The organism is Clostridium coskatii, from assembly GCF_001675205.1.
Taxonomy (GTDB): domain Bacteria; phylum Bacillota; class Clostridia; order Clostridiales; family Clostridiaceae; genus Clostridium_B; species Clostridium_B ljungdahlii.
On sequence record NZ_LROR01000038.1, the window covers coordinates 20,199 to 37,983 of the forward strand.

Annotated in this window: 13 protein-coding genes, 4 riboswitches and 1 other annotated feature; of the genes, 2 read left to right on the forward strand and 11 right to left on the reverse strand. The window is 31.9% G+C overall.

The genetic code is table 11. The features are described from left to right. Window positions 1–61: 61 nt before the first annotated feature. The 8 genes from CLCOS_RS07455 to CLCOS_RS07490 all read right to left on the reverse strand — a co-directional run bounded on the left by CLCOS_RS07455 (window position 62) and on the right by CLCOS_RS07490 (window position 11,289). Complete coding sequence (locus CLCOS_RS07455; protein ID WP_242866894.1) at window positions 62–529, reverse strand: DUF523 domain-containing protein; 468 nt, start codon at window positions 527–529, stop codon at window positions 62–64. A 185-nt stretch (window positions 530–714) separates the two neighbouring features. Continuing rightward, window positions 715–816: riboswitch (SAM riboswitch) on the reverse strand. 68 nt (window positions 817–884) lie between these two features. After that, on the reverse strand, window positions 885–1,421 hold the full coding sequence (locus tag CLCOS_RS07460) for a CPBP family intramembrane glutamic endopeptidase (RefSeq protein WP_192847883.1): 537 nt from the start codon (window positions 1,419–1,421) through the stop codon (window positions 885–887). A 265-nt stretch (window positions 1,422–1,686) separates the two neighbouring features. Then, window positions 1,687–2,391 (reverse strand): hypothetical protein, encoded by a 705-nt coding sequence (locus CLCOS_RS07465; protein WP_063600543.1) that lies wholly within the window; start codon window positions 2,389–2,391, stop codon window positions 1,687–1,689. 19 nt (window positions 2,392–2,410) lie between these two features. After that, window positions 2,411–3,646, reverse strand: a complete 1,236-nt coding sequence (locus tag CLCOS_RS07470; protein ID WP_063600544.1) for a sulfite exporter TauE/SafE family protein — start codon at window positions 3,644–3,646, stop codon at window positions 2,411–2,413. Window positions 3,647–3,738: 92 nt separating this feature from the next. Then, window positions 3,739–5,172, reverse strand: a complete 1,434-nt coding sequence (locus CLCOS_RS07475) for a cell wall-binding repeat-containing protein (RefSeq protein ID WP_063600545.1) — start codon at window positions 5,170–5,172, stop codon at window positions 3,739–3,741. Window positions 5,173–5,270: 98 nt separating this feature from the next. Beyond that, window positions 5,271–7,556 (reverse strand): heavy metal translocating P-type ATPase, encoded by a 2,286-nt coding sequence (locus CLCOS_RS07480; RefSeq protein ID WP_063600546.1) that lies wholly within the window; start codon window positions 7,554–7,556, stop codon window positions 5,271–5,273. Window positions 7,557–7,668: 112 nt separating this feature from the next. Beyond that, entirely contained in the window at window positions 7,669–8,979 is a 1,311-nt protein-coding gene (locus CLCOS_RS07485) for an amino acid permease (protein ID WP_063600632.1), read from the reverse strand. 452 nt (window positions 8,980–9,431) lie between these two features. Next, a riboswitch (SAM riboswitch) is annotated at window positions 9,432–9,535 on the reverse strand. 218 nt (window positions 9,536–9,753) lie between these two features. Beyond that, complete coding sequence (locus CLCOS_RS07490) at window positions 9,754–11,289, reverse strand: methyl-accepting chemotaxis protein (protein ID WP_063600547.1); 1,536 nt, start codon at window positions 11,287–11,289, stop codon at window positions 9,754–9,756. 351 nt (window positions 11,290–11,640) lie between these two features. Next, window positions 11,641–11,728: riboswitch (cyclic di-GMP riboswitch) on the reverse strand. Window positions 11,729–11,935: 207 nt separating this feature from the next. Then, a riboswitch (SAM riboswitch) is annotated at window positions 11,936–12,057 on the forward strand. Between the two features lie 170 nt (window positions 12,058–12,227). Here CLCOS_RS07490 and CLCOS_RS07495 point away from each other — a divergent pair. Beyond that, complete coding sequence (locus tag CLCOS_RS07495) at window positions 12,228–13,028, forward strand: hypothetical protein (RefSeq protein WP_063600548.1); 801 nt, start codon at window positions 12,228–12,230, stop codon at window positions 13,026–13,028. Between the two features lie 39 nt (window positions 13,029–13,067). Continuing rightward, on the forward strand, window positions 13,068–14,570 hold the full coding sequence (locus CLCOS_RS07500; RefSeq protein ID WP_063600549.1) for an amino acid permease: 1,503 nt from the start codon (window positions 13,068–13,070) through the stop codon (window positions 14,568–14,570). 119 nt (window positions 14,571–14,689) lie between these two features. On the opposite strand, the gene cysK is transcribed toward CLCOS_RS07500, so the two are convergent. Genes cysK through CLCOS_RS07515 form a run of 3 tightly spaced genes read right to left on the reverse strand, consistent with a single transcriptional unit; the run spans window position 14,690 to window position 17,418 of the window. Then, window positions 14,690–15,604: a cysteine synthase A gene (gene cysK, locus CLCOS_RS07505; RefSeq protein ID WP_063556424.1), complete on the reverse strand. Its 915-nt coding sequence runs from the start codon at window positions 15,602–15,604 to the stop codon at window positions 14,690–14,692. Window positions 15,605–15,638: 34 nt separating this feature from the next. Then, entirely contained in the window at window positions 15,639–16,781 is a 1,143-nt protein-coding gene (locus tag CLCOS_RS07510) for a bifunctional cystathionine gamma-lyase/homocysteine desulfhydrase (protein WP_063600550.1), read from the reverse strand. Window positions 16,782–16,785: 4 nt separating this feature from the next. Continuing rightward, complete coding sequence (locus CLCOS_RS07515; protein ID WP_063600551.1) at window positions 16,786–17,418, reverse strand: class I SAM-dependent methyltransferase; 633 nt, start codon at window positions 17,416–17,418, stop codon at window positions 16,786–16,788. A gap of 109 nt (window positions 17,419–17,527) precedes the next feature. Further along, window positions 17,528–17,780, reverse strand: a binding site (T-box leader). Window positions 17,781–17,785 lie beyond the last annotated feature (5 nt).

Genomic DNA, 17,785 nt, shown 5'->3' on the forward strand with positions numbered 1-17,785 from the left:
GAAACTTATATTCTTAAAACTAAGAACCAAGTCTCTAGTGTTTCTAGTCAACTTTATACTTTTATAATATATTAATTTTTTTAAGTTCTTTTTCTACATCATCTAGTTGGTCTTCACCAAATACCTTTATACCATTTTGACGAAGTAATGCAACTGCCCTCCCTTCACCTAACTTTTTAGTATCTGTAAATGTACCATCATAAACATATAAGCTTCCACATGAAGGACTATCCTGTTTCATGATTGCCAAAGCCACATTATTATCTTTTGCAAGCTTAAGTGCAGCCTGTGCACCTTTTTCATACTCTTTAGTAACATCATCTCCAGCTCCTGTAACTACTCTTTTGCCCCGTATCTGTGAATCTGGCCTTGGAGTAGGAAGCCCTCCTGCCACTTCTGGACATATATATACAAACCTTCCTTCCTCAGACCACTTGAGAAAACGTGGATCATTACAAGTGACATTTCCATTATCGTAACGTACTTTATGACCTAATAAACATGCACTTACTAAAATTTTTTTTTTCATTATCCCTTACACCTCTATTATGAAATTATTTATGCCATAAAAACTAGTATAAAAAAAACACTAAAAACCTATATTCTTAAAAAATAAGAACCAAGTCTCTAGTGTTTCTAGTCAACTTTTTGTTAGAAATTTGTACAAAATAAAAACTTCCTTACAAAATGAGATGCAAGAAAGTAACCTTTTGCTTCTCATCTTTCAGATATACAATCTGCTGGAATTAGCACCATCAAATAAATTTAGGTTGCCGGACGTCATAGGGCCAGTCCCTCAGTCACTCTAGATAAGAATTTGTATTTAATTATTGTGTTGATTGTACCAAATAAAGTTTAACTTGTCAATAATTATTTTTTGAAAATTATATAACATTTACTAGGAAATTGAATAATGCATGAAAAATAGTTGAAGTAATTATATTTCTGGTTTTAAAAAACAAATATCCTAGAAATAAAGCAGTAGGCAATAATATTATGGATGAAGCTAATGCATTGGTAAAATTGAAATTAGCACATATCATTCTCTGGGGTATATGTGAAAAGCAAAAAATAAATGCTGTAATAACTACACCCCTTGATATACCAATGCATTTTATCAATCTAGTTTGAACGTATCCTCTAAATATAATTTCTTCAGTTAATCCAACAATAATAAAATATATAAACATCCATAAATTTAGAAAAGAATAGTCTATATTTATATAATCAAATTTATGTCTTATCATTATGGCAAACACAAAATACATAGAATAACTTATAAAAGCAATACTTATAGACTTTAAAAAGTTTTTTCCAGTTATCCCAATGCTGTATAAATTCTCTCTATTAAACTTAATTGCAAGTATTACTGGAAAAACTTCTATAATAAATATAACTGCATAAACAAATATTGTTGACATGCTTCCAATAATAATATTAAACCTGCATATTATTTGCACTATGACTGGATTTAAGATAGTCCCGCAAAAAATAGCAAATACCAGGCTAATTGCTGCTGATTTTTTGATGTTTTCTATATTTATTGCATAATATTTAAATCTCATCTTTTTAATAATAAATTTTATACATAAAAAGCATAGTAAAAAAACGAGTGATTCTTGTGGTAAAAAATCTTTAATTTGCTGTTGAATTAATTCCGACATATTTTTCCCTACCTTAAATAAGCTAATTACCGTTTATGGATTCTACTGTTATTACCTGAAAGCTTTTTCCGTCAGTATCAGGTCCAGGGTTAACCTCAGTATTTCCCTTTAGTACTCCTTTCACAGTAACAGGCACAGGACTTTTACCCTTTCCGGCCTTAACTTGTCCTCCAACTATATTCCATGCATTTAATTGGGAACCTGTACCATCAAAAGCCCATTTTCCATCTGCACCACTTGTATTTTTTGTAGCAATTGTACCATCAAAGTAATAAAATACCCATTTTCCAGCCTGCTGAAATGTTATACCCAGACCAGCCTCTGCCATTAATTTCATATATACCATATCTGCAGTATCCTCATGGAGTCCAGCTGCAAAATCATCCTCTGTAGTTATATATCCTGTAAAAGTCTGTGTTTGGGAAGCTGACGTATTTGATGAATTTGTTTTAGACTGTAATTGAGTCTGTGCTGCTGGTGATGTTGAAGATTTTGATTTATTGCCAGCTTCCATTTTGCATTTATCTGTAGATTCATCTTTATACTTACAGGATTTATCATCATTTGACTTTTCTAGTGCAGTATTATGCTTACTTTTACTACTTAAAACATTATTTTGAACGTCTGCAGTTGATTCTAAGGATCTATTTCTTATGCCAAACGCAGCCATTGATAATATAGCTGCACACACCACTATAACTGCTATAATTATTTTTTTCTTTTTCATTATACTATCCCCTTAAATTTTACTTAGCATCCTTAATTTGATCCTGTTTCAATTTTCCCAGGTTATCCACTACTATTATTTTGCTCTTTATCATTCCCATCCAGCAGGTATAAATAAATTGTCCATCTTCATTCGGAGTAAATTCAATTATATTGTCTCCTACTACTAAACTTTTTTTAATTTTGTATTTAGGAATCTGAATTGCCTTATTACATTCATTAAAATTTTTCTTATCAACATGAACATTCCATTTAACGTGTACCCCTTTCACCACTTCAATAGGTGGAAAGCTATCAGATCCCACTTCTGTCTTTACAGCTTGAACATTACCTTGAAGCACGGAATATCCCTGCCCAGATTTACTTACCATACTATCCATTCCCAGGGATACACCATATAAAGATAATCCTCTTCCAATCATGACTACTCCAAGTGTAAGCACTAATACAGCACTAACTTTTAATATTACTGTTGAAAATTTTCTATTAATAATTGTATTTGCTGCACCAAACGCAAAAACTATAGGAACTGTGCCGATTGAAAAAAAGAACATAGATGCCGCACCTAATAATACACTTTTTGTTGCCAGTGCATAAAGCTGAACTATTTGAAGTGGTCCACAGGGCATCAATCCAGTCAACAAACCTACAATAATAGGTCCGTAATTATTTTTCTTATAAATTTTTTTTGCAACAAAAGTAGGTGCTGTTATATTTAATTTTCTCAATATACGAAAAGCTCCCAGCAAATTTATTGCCATAATAATCATAAATATACCGCCAATAATAGGAACAATTCCACTAAAAATACCTGAAAAACTAATTATGCGTCCTAAACCACCCACAATGCCGCCAACAATGGTATATGATATAACTCTCCCGGTATTGTAAAGAAATGAAGGTATAAATGCTATATAAGGTTTTCCGTTTTTTAATTTAATTTCATTTCTTTTAACGCATTGAGATATTGCTATACCACCGCACATTCCTATACAATGAAAAGAAGTTAATACACCAAATGCAAACAGCAGCACATAACTAGAATTATTTCCAAGCTTAGGTAGATATTTAAGTAAAAACAAATTTTTAAAAAACTCTAAAATGTTAATTTTAAAAATTGTTGTAAGTATTATAATAAACATAATTATAATCGATATAGGAACTACTACCACCATCACGAGATTATTTCCATTTTTTTTGGCGTTTTCAGCATTATATTGATTTACATTTATATCCTTTATGCTGTTTTTTGCCATATTAAGACCTCCTTGTTATATTTTAGAATTGCATCATCCTTCATAAAAGTTTCAGTGAAAATTCTATTTCACTGAAACTTTTATGTTATTTTTTATTTATTTACTGTTATAGAATTCGCTGTTATTACTGGATACTCTATATTATCAGCATCAGGTCCTGGATTCGTCTGTGTATTTCCTTTTAATGTTCCTGCTACAGTAACTGGAACAGGGCTTTGAGGATTTCCAGCTTCAACTTGCGCTTTAACTAAATTCCATGCATTTAACTGAGATCCTGTACCATCAAAAGTCCATTTTCCATCTGCTCCGCTTGTATTATTTGTAGCAATATTTCCATCAAAATAGTAGAAAACCCATTTTCCATCCTTTTGGAACGTTATTCCCAGGCCAGATTGTGCCATAAGCTTCATATATATCATGTCAGCAGTATCTTCACCAAGAGAAGTTGCAAAATCATCTTCAGTTGTAATATATCCTGTATAAGTCTGATTAGACTGTGATCCGCCATTATTTGAAGCAATAATGGCACTAATTTTACTAATAATATTTCCTGAAACAACACTAGTTCCGCCTAAGACTTCAACATCTGATAGAGAAGTTCCCTCTGATTTTAAATAATCAATGGCATTTTCAGTACTCTTAGAATTTTCACTATCCACCAATACTAACGGTGCATTATCTTTTCCTGCTAAAACTGATGCAACTAACGCATCTGCATATCCATCACCGCTGGCATTTGCTACATAAGCTTTACTTGTTTTTATGTCATCTTTAAATGTCCCTAATACTTTAAGATTTGTATCAAACCTGTCCTTGCCTCCATCAACTCTATTGATTCCATTTACAGCTTTATAGGTATCATCATTTATAACAAAATTAGTGCCTATTACAGTAACTTTTGATTTATGACTGCTTACAAAACTTTCAATTGGTTTTATGCTATCTAAATCATTGTTTCCAAGTAAAAGTATCTCTCCTTTTGAAGCTGCAATTGAAGCTGCAGTCAGTGCATCTGAAAATCCCTGTCCCCCAACTAATATTGCATTAGTTGGGTCCACTCCTAAGTCCACAAGTTTACCTGCTACAGCAGCATTTGTTTCATACCTGTCTTCACCTCCAAGTTCAGTAACTGAATATGAGCTTTTAAGAGAATCTCTAATGTCTTTTGAAATAGAAGCATTACCTCCTACAATGTATATATTCTTGGGTTTTAATGTTGAAATTGCTGATTTTGCACAGGAATCTAATGTTTTTGAAGTAGTTAAAAGTATTGGTGCATCTAATTTTTTTGCCAGTACAGAGGCACTAACTGCATCTGCATAACCTTCTCCTGATACCAGAACTACATTGTCTGAAGTGCTCCAATTGGATTTTGCAACTTTAGCTGCTGTTTCATACCTGTCCTGTCCACTTGTCCTGTTTACCTGTCCTGCTGCTTTAACAGTTGTTGAATCCAAAGTAGTACCTAGAGCTGTGGCTGCAAGACTTACTGAAATTATTAACGTTAATAGTTTATTTCTTTTCATGATTCTTTCCCCCAATATAATTTGTATTTTAATAAATAAATTAAAAAGAGGCTAAATTTCCTTAAAAAATTAAGAAAATTTAGCCTCTAGTTTTCTAGTCAGCTTTTAAATCTTTTCAAGCTAAGAGAATTTAAAGTTACAGATATTGAACTCAATCCCATGGCAGTTGCAGCTAAAACCGGATTTAAGTTACCTGCAGCTGCAAAAGGTATTGCAAATAAATTATAAATAAATGCCCAAAATAGATTTTCTTTAACTTTTAACATGGTTTTCTTAGACAACTTTATTGCCCACACAAGTGCTCTTAAATCATCTCCTAATAGAACAATATCTCCTGTTTCAATAGCTACATCAGTACCAGTTCCAATGGCAAATCCAACATCTGACACTGCAAGAGCAGGTGCATCATTTATGCCGTCTCCTACCATGGCTACAACTTTACCATTTTCTTTTAGTTTTCTAATTTCCTCTGCCTTATTTTCAGGTAATACTTCAGCTATGACATTTTTTATTCCAACCTTATTTGCTGCAAATAATGCAGTTTTTTCATTGTCTCCAGTTAGCATATAAACCTGTATACCCATCTTTTCCAGTTCATTAACTGCCTTTCTAGAATTATTTTTAACTTTATCAGAAAGACCAATCACAGCATCAAGTATACCGTTAAATGACATGAGTACAGCAGTCTTTCCCTCACTTTGCAAAGAGTTCAACACTTTTTCGGAATTTGCCAGTTCAATTTTATTTTCTTCAATAAGTTTTTTTGTTCCAATCAATACCGAATTTCCATGAATAACTGCATGTACTCCTTTCCCCGGGATAGCCTCAAATTCTTGGGCATCACTAATTTCAAATTCAAATTTTTCTTTTGCAGCCTCATATATTGATTGTCCAAGTGGGTGTTCAGATTTTTTTTCAGCCATAGCTGCAAACGTCATTACATCATTTTCATCCTTTAATACCCTTTTATTTAATAAAATAATATCCGTCACCTCAAGTTTGCCAGTTGTTATAGTCCCAGTTTTGTCAAAAACAACAGTGTCTATCTTGCATGCTGCCTCTAACTTTTCACCATCTTTAATTAATGTTCCATTTTCAGCTCCTTTACCTACACCTACCATAATTGCTGTAGGCGTTGCAAGTCCCAATGCACATGGACAAGAAACAACTAAAACCGATACTGCACATATGATAGGTTTATCTATTAAACCTATTCCTTGATTATATATAATAAGATACCAGATTATATAAGTACTAAAAGCTGCAAACAATACACCTGGAACAAAAAATCCACATATTTTATCCGTAATTTTCTGTATTGGAGCTTTACTTTGCTGTGCTTTTTCAACCATTTTTATAATATTTGCAAGTACAGTTTCACTGCCAACTTTAGTTACTCTAAACTTAAATGTTCCATATTTATTTAGGGACGCTCCGGTTACATAATCATTTTTCTTTTTTTGAGTGGGTATGCTTTCCCCTGTAAGCATAGACTCATCTACTGTTGAATAACCTTCCACTATAATACCATCCACAGGTATCTTTTCGCCTGGTCTTACATCTATAATATCTCCAACAACAACTTTTTCAATTGGAATATATTCCTCAGCGTCATGTCTCAAAACTCTAGCAGTTCTTACTTTAAGTTTCATTAAAGACTGCAGGGATTTTGATGTTTTTCTCTTTGCAACAGCCTCCAAATATTTACCAAGCAATACAAGGGTTATGATAACAGAAGAAGATTCAAAATATATATTTTTCATTCCACATACATAAGAAGATGTATCAAAAAATGAAACATATAAGCTGTAAAAATAGGCAGTAGAGCTTCCCATTGCCACTAATAAATCCATAGTGGCAATTTTGGCTCGAAGTGCATAAAATGAATTTTTATAAAATCTAAATCCTATTATAAATTGCACAGGCGTAGCCAGTGCAAGCTGCACTCTCCAATTGTGTAAAAATATGGTGTTTTTTATTAAATATTGAATAAGATCTGAAAAACTCGTTTCACTTTGTGGATTGATATAATTGTCAATTACCCCTAGTCCATCAAGCATCATAGCTAAAATTAAAGGCAAACTCAAAGCAGCAGATATTATTAAAAGATTTCTCAATTTATTCTTTGCAATTTCATATCCATCCAAATTGCCTTTTTCACTTTTATCTTCATTTTCCTCCGGGAAAAATCCTAAAGATTCTATGGTCTTTTTAATATCCTCTAATTGAACTTTATCCGAATCATATTCCAAAAGTGCTTTTTCAGCTGCATAGCTTACTGACACTTTATTTACTCCATTCAACCTTTCAAGATTATATTCAATAGACATGGAACATAATGTGCATGTCATCCCATATACTTTAATAGAGATATCTTTTTTCATTACACTCCCTCCTGACTTGTAAATGTTATAAATTATAAAAAAAAACTAATATTGCTCTTTAAACTTAAAAGGCAACATTAGTCTCCAGTTTTCTGGTTAACGTAAATTAATATTAATTTGATTTTCTTTCTTCTCTTATAAGCAATTTATACATAACTACAAGGCACAATACCCATATAGGCGCTACATAAAGTGCCACCCGTGTACCTGACAAAAATCCCAAAGAGATAACAATTAATACTAAATATATAATAGTAATATATGATGACACCGGATAAAATGGCATCTTAAAATCTATTTTACCTCCAGATTGAAGTTTTTCTTTTCTGAACTTCAACTGGGTAATCAGAATAGTTCCCCAAGCAGTCAATATAGCTATAGTTGTCACTGATGAAATATAAGTGAAAACTTTACCCGGTACAAAATAATTTAAAATTACTGCAATTGCCGCCACTGCACTGCTAAATAGTATTCCCACATAAGGTACACCGGACTTGCTAACTTTTGCAAATATTTTCGGTGCATTATTATTTAAAGCTAAACTGTAGAGCATTCTTCCATCTACATATAGTGCACTATTCATTCCTGAAAGTGCTGCTGTTAAAATTACAAAATTGATAACTGCTGCTGCCTCCGGAATTCCTACCTTAGAAAACACCAATACAAAAGGACTTCCATTTACCCCTATCTTATTCCACGGATAAAGTGCTAACATGACAAAAATAGATCCTACATAAAAGATGAGTATACGCCAAAATACATTGTTGATTGCTTTAGGTATTGATTTTTTAGGATTTTCCGCTTCTCCTGCAGTTATTCCTATAAGTTCCACACCACCAAATGCAAAAGTAACAAATGTAAATGCCATCAAAAATCCGCTAAATCCATTTGCAAAAAAACCTCCATTTGTCCAAAGGTTAGATAAGCCAGCAGCATGTCCTCCATTAAAAAATCCAAAGAAAATAATCAATAGTCCAAATATAATCATACATATGATAGCTACAACTTTAACAAGTGCAAACCAAAATTCAAATTCTCCATAAGTTTTAACTCCAATTAAATTGATTATTATAAGTATAGATAAAAATATTAAAGCAGTAATCCACTTAGGAAAAGCAGGAAGCCAAAATTGAACATATACTCCCACTGCCGTAAGTTCTGCCATAACAGTTAATATACACTGAAACCAATAAGTCCAGCCAGAAAAAAATCCTGCAAAGCGGCCAAGATATTGTGTTGCATAGGCACTGAATGAACCTGAATTAGGGTTGTCAACTGCAAGTTCACCAAGAGCTCTCATAATTAGGAAAACAAAAAAACCTCCCAGTAAATATGCTAAAATAATTGATGGTCCACCTATCTTTATGGCATCTGCCGATCCATAAAATAATCCTACTCCAATAGCTCCTCCAATAGCAATCATCTGAATATGCCTGTTCTTTAAATTTTTCTTTAAACGATCTTCTTCCAAATCTTTGTACCTCCTTAACAATCGGTCACCTTTACATCATAAACCGCAAAGATAACATATAATTAGTGTCTAAGCTTTTTTGCTGTTTTTAGATGAGATTTCTATAATTTCATCAATGAATCTTACTTAGTGGGAAAAGCAGATATCTCAAATCTTTGATTTGATAATATTTGATGATAGTCGCTTTCTCTTTAGAGTTTTGTTTCTCCCACTAAGTTTAGATGAATTATCTAGGGGCGTAGCTACTGTTATCTCCCACTTTGATAGAAAAGCAGATATCCCAAATCTTTGATTTGGCGATAGTCGCTTTCGCTGTGTGCGTGGGAGTGTTACAGTAGGTAGCCATCAGATAAATAAAAAAATCTTCTTGTAAGACAAGTTACAAGAAGATTTTATCTTCATGTTTCTCATCTTTCAGGTATAACCTGCTGGAATTAGCACCGTTGAACATAAACGTTCAGGTTGCCGGGCGTCATAGGGCCAGTCCCTTAGCCACTCTAGATAAGAAATTAAAACAATTAATTTTAAATTTTATAGTTTCTAATAACATGTTATTATTTTGAATATTGTACCTAGTATATATTTTTTTGGTTTACTTGTCAACAATCTCATTTCATTAGAGCAAATTTAATTCACATCAAAACTATTTTACTAATTTCAATACTTGGGGCATACTTAGTTGTTGAGATACTTTAATTTCATAAATAGGTTAGAAATAACCAAAATCTATTTAATAAGTTTATTCATATCTTCAGCAACATTTCTAAGTTCATTAATGTTAGCTTCTATTTCTTCACTGGTGGCAGCATTTTGAGATATTGTTTCTGTTATCATTTCATATTTTGATATTGTATCTTTTGTCATATTCGATACTTCTTCATTAAATTGAACTACATTTTTAGTTTTTGTAAATAACGTAGTAGAAGCATTATTTGTATCCAGAACATTATTACTAAATAATTTCAAATTGGAAGTCATAGCATTTATTCCTCTGACTGTTTCATTAATAATACTATTACCGGTCTGAGACTTTTCGCTATTATACGTCATTTGTTTTTGAACTACATCAATTTTATTTTTTAGTTCATCCACTATTGTACTTGCTTGATTAAGTGATTGTTTTGTTCCTTCAGCTAATTTTCTTATTTCATCTGCTACTACTGCAAACCCTTTACCATTTTCACCTGCTCTTGCTGATTCAATTGATGCATTTAAAGCAAGAAGGTTAGTTTGTTCTGATATATCTCCTATAATATTTAATATCTCATCTACTTGTCTTGATTTTTGTTTCAAATCTTTTGTAGACTTAAACGTATCCTCTATACTATTTTTTATATCCATAATAATTGAAAGAGTATCATTTAAAGATTTCTGATTTTTATCTGTAATATTGATAAAGTAATTTATTTTATCTTCACTATCCTTGGTTTTTTTAGCAACAACCTCATTAGCATTTAATAAAGTATTTAATATTTCTTTATTCTTATTTGATTTATCGAGCATTTCACCAGAACTTTTTGATACAGATTGGCTTGTTTCTGAAACTTCCAAAAGTGAACTTGTTTGTTCTTCAATAGCTGCACTTAAGTTTTCACTTGATGATAAAACAGTACCAGAAATTTGAGCTATATTTCCAAATAAATCTAACAATTTTTGCTTTTCTTTTTTTAACTCAATTTCCTTATCACCAATTGACTTTAATAGATTAGATGCAAAGTATACAACTATGAAAATTAATGCCAAAGTTATAAAAATAGTGATGATTTTCATAGCCGATTCTGCAATAATTAATTGTTTATCCTGAAAAATTGAAGGATTATTTACAAATACTATGATTTGGCATAAAAGGCTTAAAGCTATTGACTCTATAATCATTTTTATATCAAAAAGCAAGGCTCCAAGAATAACGAAAAAGAAAACTATAAGCCATATGGAATTTAAGTGCATTGTAAAGTTCAAATATAAATACTGAAAATAAGTTATTATTAAAAGTACAATTTTTGTTGTATTAAATGCTTTTATATTAAAACCATTTTGAGTAATGATACATTTATAACATTTATAAAATATAATACCATAAATTAGAACAAATATTCCAAGCATAATTAAAGAAATTACACTTATGTTGTCATTTAGTCCAAGTAATTTTATTGAAGAATAAAATAGAAATGATAGAACACAGCATGCCATATAAATTATTAGTACAACTTTAAGTGATTTTTTATTAAAAGTTATTTGAAAGCTCTCTTCTTTAGTATTCATTTTATGTCCCCCTAAATATATTAATCTTTTTATATTTTCAAGTGCAAACTGAAATTTCATTTCAAATTTGCTTTTTCCGATACAAACTTGAAAACTTTTACAAATTAAAAATGTACCTATTAATACATAAATAGGTACCAGAATATAAGTATAAACAGAGTTCTTGGCATCAGAGTTTTGACTCAATCTGACGCTTATTAACAGAATTCTAAGTGCTTTCAAGCACTTAAAACACGTTATCCTCTAGTAGAAATCGTTATCCAAACACGTAGCAGTGCTTATCTCCTCCTTTAATAGTCACTTTCACTGTTGTGCGATGGAGTGGATAAATATTGATTATTAAAACTATAATTTGGTAACCTGGCAGTCATAGAAAATAATTTTCTTTAGACCCATAGCTTTGCGACTTTATCTTTCGATAAATGTGCTATTATCAATGTAGTAATATAAAATATATTACATTAAAATTTTATAAAATTCAATGGTAATCGCATATTATTGTAATTTATGCATAAAATATTTATATATTTTGTATAAGCATTCAATCATATTATCCTGTAACATAATTAGATTTTTATTGACATTGAAAAACATAACATATATAATACATATTAGTTAATAAGAATTTTACAAAAAATTAAATAAATCCTTATCAAGAGAAACTTAGGGACTGGCCCTATGAAGTTTCAGCAACCTCATGTTTTGCTTATGCGTAAACATGTAAAGGTGCTAATTCCAGCAGATCATAATAATTCTGAAAGATGAGGGAGAGATGTTTTTTTAATAAACTCTCGTAATAACCTACGCTATTTATCCTCTTCTTTTTGGGAAGAGGATTTTTTATTTTTCAGCAAAAAATTCATGAATTTAAAATACATTACTTAAAGAGAGGAAGTGAATAATGTATTTTTACATATTAAAATACATTAGTACAAATTATGGACAAACTTACATCAAAAGAAATTATAAAACTTGCACTAAAAACTGGAGCTTCTCTAGCAGGCATTGCAAATGTTGAGGATCTAAAAAAAGCCCCTGCCTTTACTGTAGTACCTAAGATGCCTAAATACAATGGTGTTGGAACTTATATGCGCGGAGAAAAAGATAAATTTCTAACAGAGGTTCTATGGCCCCAAGGAATAAAAAGTGTACTTATTTTAGCTTATCATCATCCTATAGACAACCCTGCTGTGGATTATTGGATTGAAGATCACAACACTATAGGCAACAAAAAATTAATTAGTATTACCAAAAATGTTAAAAGTATATTAGAAAAGGAATGTGTAGAAACCTATTCTTTTAATTATCATGTTGAAAAAGGTGGAATATTCTTAAAAGATTCAGCTGTAACAGCTGGATTAGGATGCATAGGAAGAAACAACTTACTAGTCACACCTGAATATGGTCCGCATGTAAGATTAAGAGCACTTGGTTTAAGTTTGGATTTACAATCAACTGGTCCTTCTGGATACGATCCATGTAAAAGCTGCAAAATTAAGTGCTGGGAAAAATGTAAAAAAAGTGCATTTGCTAAGGAAATATATTTTTCTTCAGAATTAGGTAGAAGTGAACTTCCTGGAAGAGTAGGAAATTTTGATAGAACCTTGTGTAATATACAAATGGAAGAAGATGTAGCTAGTATTAAGCCTATGAATATACCTGAAGTTTCTACAGAAGAACCTGTTAATGTTATAAAATACTGCAGAACATGTGAATATGCGTGTCCCATAGGTAAATAACTATATGTTTTATTGTTAGACAAAAGGAGGAAGTTTAAAATGGACACAAATTCAAAAGCAAATGAACAAGGTCAACTTAAAAGGACTTTAAAAGCCAGACATATGAACATGATTGCCATAGGAGGGTCAATTGGAACCGGTTTATTTTTCGCCAGCGGAAGTGCAGTTAGCACAGCTGGACCTGGTGGAGCTGTTTTAGCTTATGTAATTATGGGAATTTTAGTTTATTTTTTAATGACATCTCTTGGTGAGATGGCAACACTGCTGCCTATATCAGGATCCTTTGAAACTTATGCTACAAGATTCATTGATCCTGCACTAGGTTTTACCCTTGGATGGAATTACTGGTTTTGCTGGGCAATATGCGTTGCAGCTGAATTGGTTGCAGGCTCAATGATTGTTAAATTCTGGCTTCCGAATACCAATACTACTTTATGGAGTATGTTATTTTTAGTAATAATTTTTATCTTAAATATTCTTTCAGCAAGAATTTACGGTGAAAGTGAATATTGGTTTGCAAGTATTAAAGTTGTCACAATTATAGTATTCCTTATAGTAGGTGTTCTCATGATATTTGGCATTTTAGGTGGAAAATCACCTGGATTAAGTAATTGGGTACTATCAGATGCTTCTGGAAAGAAAGGGCCTTTTGTTGGCGGAATATCTGCTATTATTAATGTATTTTTAGTTGCAGGATTTTCTTTCTCTGGAACAGAAATAGTTGGCCTTGCCGCAGGTGAATCGGAAAATCCTGAAGAAAATGTTCCTAAAGCTATAAAAAATGTTTTCTGGCGTATTTTACTATTTTATATGGGGGCAATTATAGTAATTGGTTTTTTAGTTCCTTTTACTGATCCAAACTTATTAAAAAGTGGTGCAGATAATATTTCATTCAGTCCTTTTACCATGGTATTTAAAAGATCTGGTCTTGCAATTGCAGCAAGTATTATGAATGCAGTAATTTTGACATCAGTTCTATCCTGCGGTAATTCAGGCCTTTATGTAGCTTCACGTATGCTTTATTCCCTATCCAAAGAAGGAAAAGCACCTAAATTTTTATCAAAAGTAAACAAACATGGTGTTCCTACAACTGCTTTATACGCCACAACTGTTATTGCTTGTTTTGCTTTTTTCGCCTCTTTGATTGGAGATGGGAAAATATATTACATACTATATAATGCTTCTGGTATCACAGCCTTCTTTGCATGGTTAGGTATAGCTATCTGCCACTATAGATTTAGGAAAGCATACACTGCACAAGGCAAAAATTTGAAAGATTTAAAATATAGGGCTAAGTTATATCCATTTGCCCCTATTATATCTATTATACTTTGTATAATTGTTATATTTGGTTCTAACATATGGGTATTTCAAGCTAAAACATTTAGCTGGTTTGATTTTGTAACAAATTATTTGTGTATTCCTATATTTATATCTTTGTATCTTGGATACAAGATCATTAAGAAGACAAAGATAGTACCTCTTAAAGAATGTAACTTTGAATATACTGAAGGTGATAATAAAAGAAAAACTTTATCCTAATATTAAGGTTATAAAAAAACAGACAATGGATACAAATTGATATGCTCCCTGTCTACTTGACAGGGATCAGTTCAAATACTCATTGTCTACTTTTTTAATATTTTAAATGGAACTTTTATTTATTCATATAAGTTTTTGCTAAAATACCTGTCTCCTCTATCCGGAAATACTGTAACTATATTACCTTTATCTATAGTTTTAGCCAGTTTTAACGCAGCTGCAATTGCTGCTCCAGAAGATGAACCTACTATCAATCCCTCACGTTTAGCCAGTTCTTTAACTAGTGAAAATGCCTCCTCATCATTTACCTTTATGACTTTATCCACTAATTTTAAATCCATAGTATCTGGCAGGAAGTCATTTCCTATACCTTCAATGGCATAACCATGTTCTTCAGTGCCGCCGCCAAGAGTAGATCCTTCCGGATCAGCTAATACAGCTTTTACATTACTATCTTTTTCTTTCAAATATCTTGCTATTCCTGTAAAAGTTCCCCCACTTCCAGCTCCAGCTACAAAGTAATCTATCTTACCGTTTAACTGCTCATATATTTCAGGACCTGTTGTAAGGTAATGAGTCTGTGGATTGTCTTCATTTTCAAATTGACCAAGTGATATAGAATTGGGAATTTTGCTTAAAAGTTCTTTTGACTTTTCTATAGCTCCTCGCATACCGTCTTTTTCAGGAGTATGCACTATTTCTGCACCAAGTGCCCTCATAAGCACTTGCTTTTCTATGGAAAATTTCTCTGGAACCGCAAATACTACTCTATATCCCCTATTGAGTGCTCCAAGTGCAATTCCAAGTCCAGTATTTCCTGCTGTAGCTTCTACTATAGTATATCCTTTTTTTAACTTTCCTCTTTTCTCTGCCTGCTTTATCATATAATCCCCAATTCTGTCTTTTACACTTCCTCCTGGATTGAAATTCTCAAGTTTAGCATATATATTCACACCATCTTTTAAATCAAATTCATTTATCTTTAATATAGGAGTCTTTCCTATCATTTCCTTTATATCATCAAAAACTTCCATTTAAAAATCCTCCAATCAAATTATTTATCAAACTCTATTTTGAAAGCTCAATTGCCTTTTTTAAATCTTTTACCAAATCTTCTTTATTTTCTATTCCAACAGAAAGTCTTGCCAAATTGTCTACAATTCCAACTTTTTGTCTTATTTCATAAGGTATAGCTGCATGGGTCATAGTAGCAGGATGGCACATTAAAGATTCCACTCCACCAAGACTTTCTCCAAAAGTTATAAGTTTTAAATTCTTGAAAAACTTCTTTATATCTATATCCTTTTTCAGTACAAAAGAAATTATAGCTCCATAACCTCTAGCCTGTTTTTTCTGAATTTCATGGCCTTTATGGCTCTCAAGTCCCGGATAATAAACTTTTTCTACAAAAGGACTCTCATTTAAGAATTGAGCTACATAGCTTGCATTTTCAAGGTGTCTATCCATTCTAACTGACAATGTTTTTATTCCCCTTATCAAGAGCCAGCTGTCAAAAGGTCCTAATACTCCACCTGTTGAATTTTGTATAAAATACAATCTTTCAGCCAACTTTTCATCATTTACAACAACAAGTCCTGCAACTAAGTCGCTGTGGCCCCCTAAATACTTGGTTGCACTATGAAGTACTATATCTGCTCCCAGTTCTATTGGTTTTTGAAGATAAGGTGTCATAAAAGTGTTGTCTACAATAGTCAAAAGATTATTTTTCTTTGCAATTTCAGATATCTTTTTTATATCTGTTATATCCATAAGTGGATTAGTTGGAGATTCAATATATATTGCCTTTACTTCTTTTGTAATACTACTTTCAACTTTTTCTAGGTCACTTGTATCAATCAATTCGTAGTTTAAATCAAAATTTTTAAATACTTTATCAAGTACCCTGTAAGTTCCACCATATACGTTGTCTGATATTATTATTTTATCTCCACTTTTAAAAAGTGTCAGCACGGCAGTTATAGCTGCCATTCCTGAGGCAAATGCAAGTCCATTTTTACCTTCTTCAAGTTCTGCTATAAGTTTTTCAAGTGCCTCTCTAGTTGGATTTCCCGTTCTTGAATATTCATATCCTTTGTTTTCTCCAAGTCCACTTTGCTTATAGGTTGACGTCTGATATATTGGAACACTAACTGCTCCTGTAGTTTTATCCCCATCAACCCCACCGTGTATTAATAATGATTCTATATTCATCTGTTTATTCTCCTTTCTTTATTCCTTTAGCCATAAATATTCCCGGTTCAGTACATTCACCTTTGCTGGAATATCCTGTACATTTAAGTCCTGTACTTTCAACCTGTATATCCTTAAATCCTGCATTTTTTACCCAGTCGCTTATCATTTTATGAGAAAATCCAAGCCACTCATCATGCATTTCAATTCTTGCCCATTCTCCATCATGTTCTTCTACATCACATATGACAAAAGTTCCATCTTTTTTAAGCACTCTATAAATTTCATTAATTGCCTTTTCTGCATCTACTACATGATGGAGAGCCATATTTACAAATACAGCATCAATAGATTCATCAAAGAGCGGTAAATCCGACATAGAACCTTTTATTGGATATATATTCTTAATTGATTTATCTAAAGCTTCACTATGAAGCTGCTTTAACATGTTTCTGGAATTGTCCAGAGAAAATACAAGTTTTGCATCCTGTGCAAGTGCAAGTGATATAAATCCTGTTCCACAGCCCAGGTCTGCACAAATTTTATTCTTTATATTAAATTGTGAAAGTGCTATATATTTTAATTTATCCTCAAAATAATCTTCTCTTATTACATCCCATTTATCTGCAATTGAATCAAAATATCCTACAGAATTCATGATTATTGTCCTCCTTATAAATAATTTCAATATAAAAAATTTTCAATTATTTCCAAATATTATATTTTTGAGTTCCGGATTCTCAAAAACAAAAAACCTTCTGCCTCAATTCAGAGGCAGAAGGTTTACTTCCGCGGTTCCACTCTGTTTATCCTATAAAAAATACACATATAGGACAACTTAATTTTTGGTACAATCATACCTCAATGCTTTAACGGGCATATACGCTGAAGTCTACTAAACTTCAATTCAGAGCTCCAAGATGCACTTCAATTATCATCAACTAAGATCTCCTTTCATCCAAGGGAAATCCTCTCTGTAATAGTCAAATTATAATCTACTCTTCTTATCATCGCAATTCATAGTT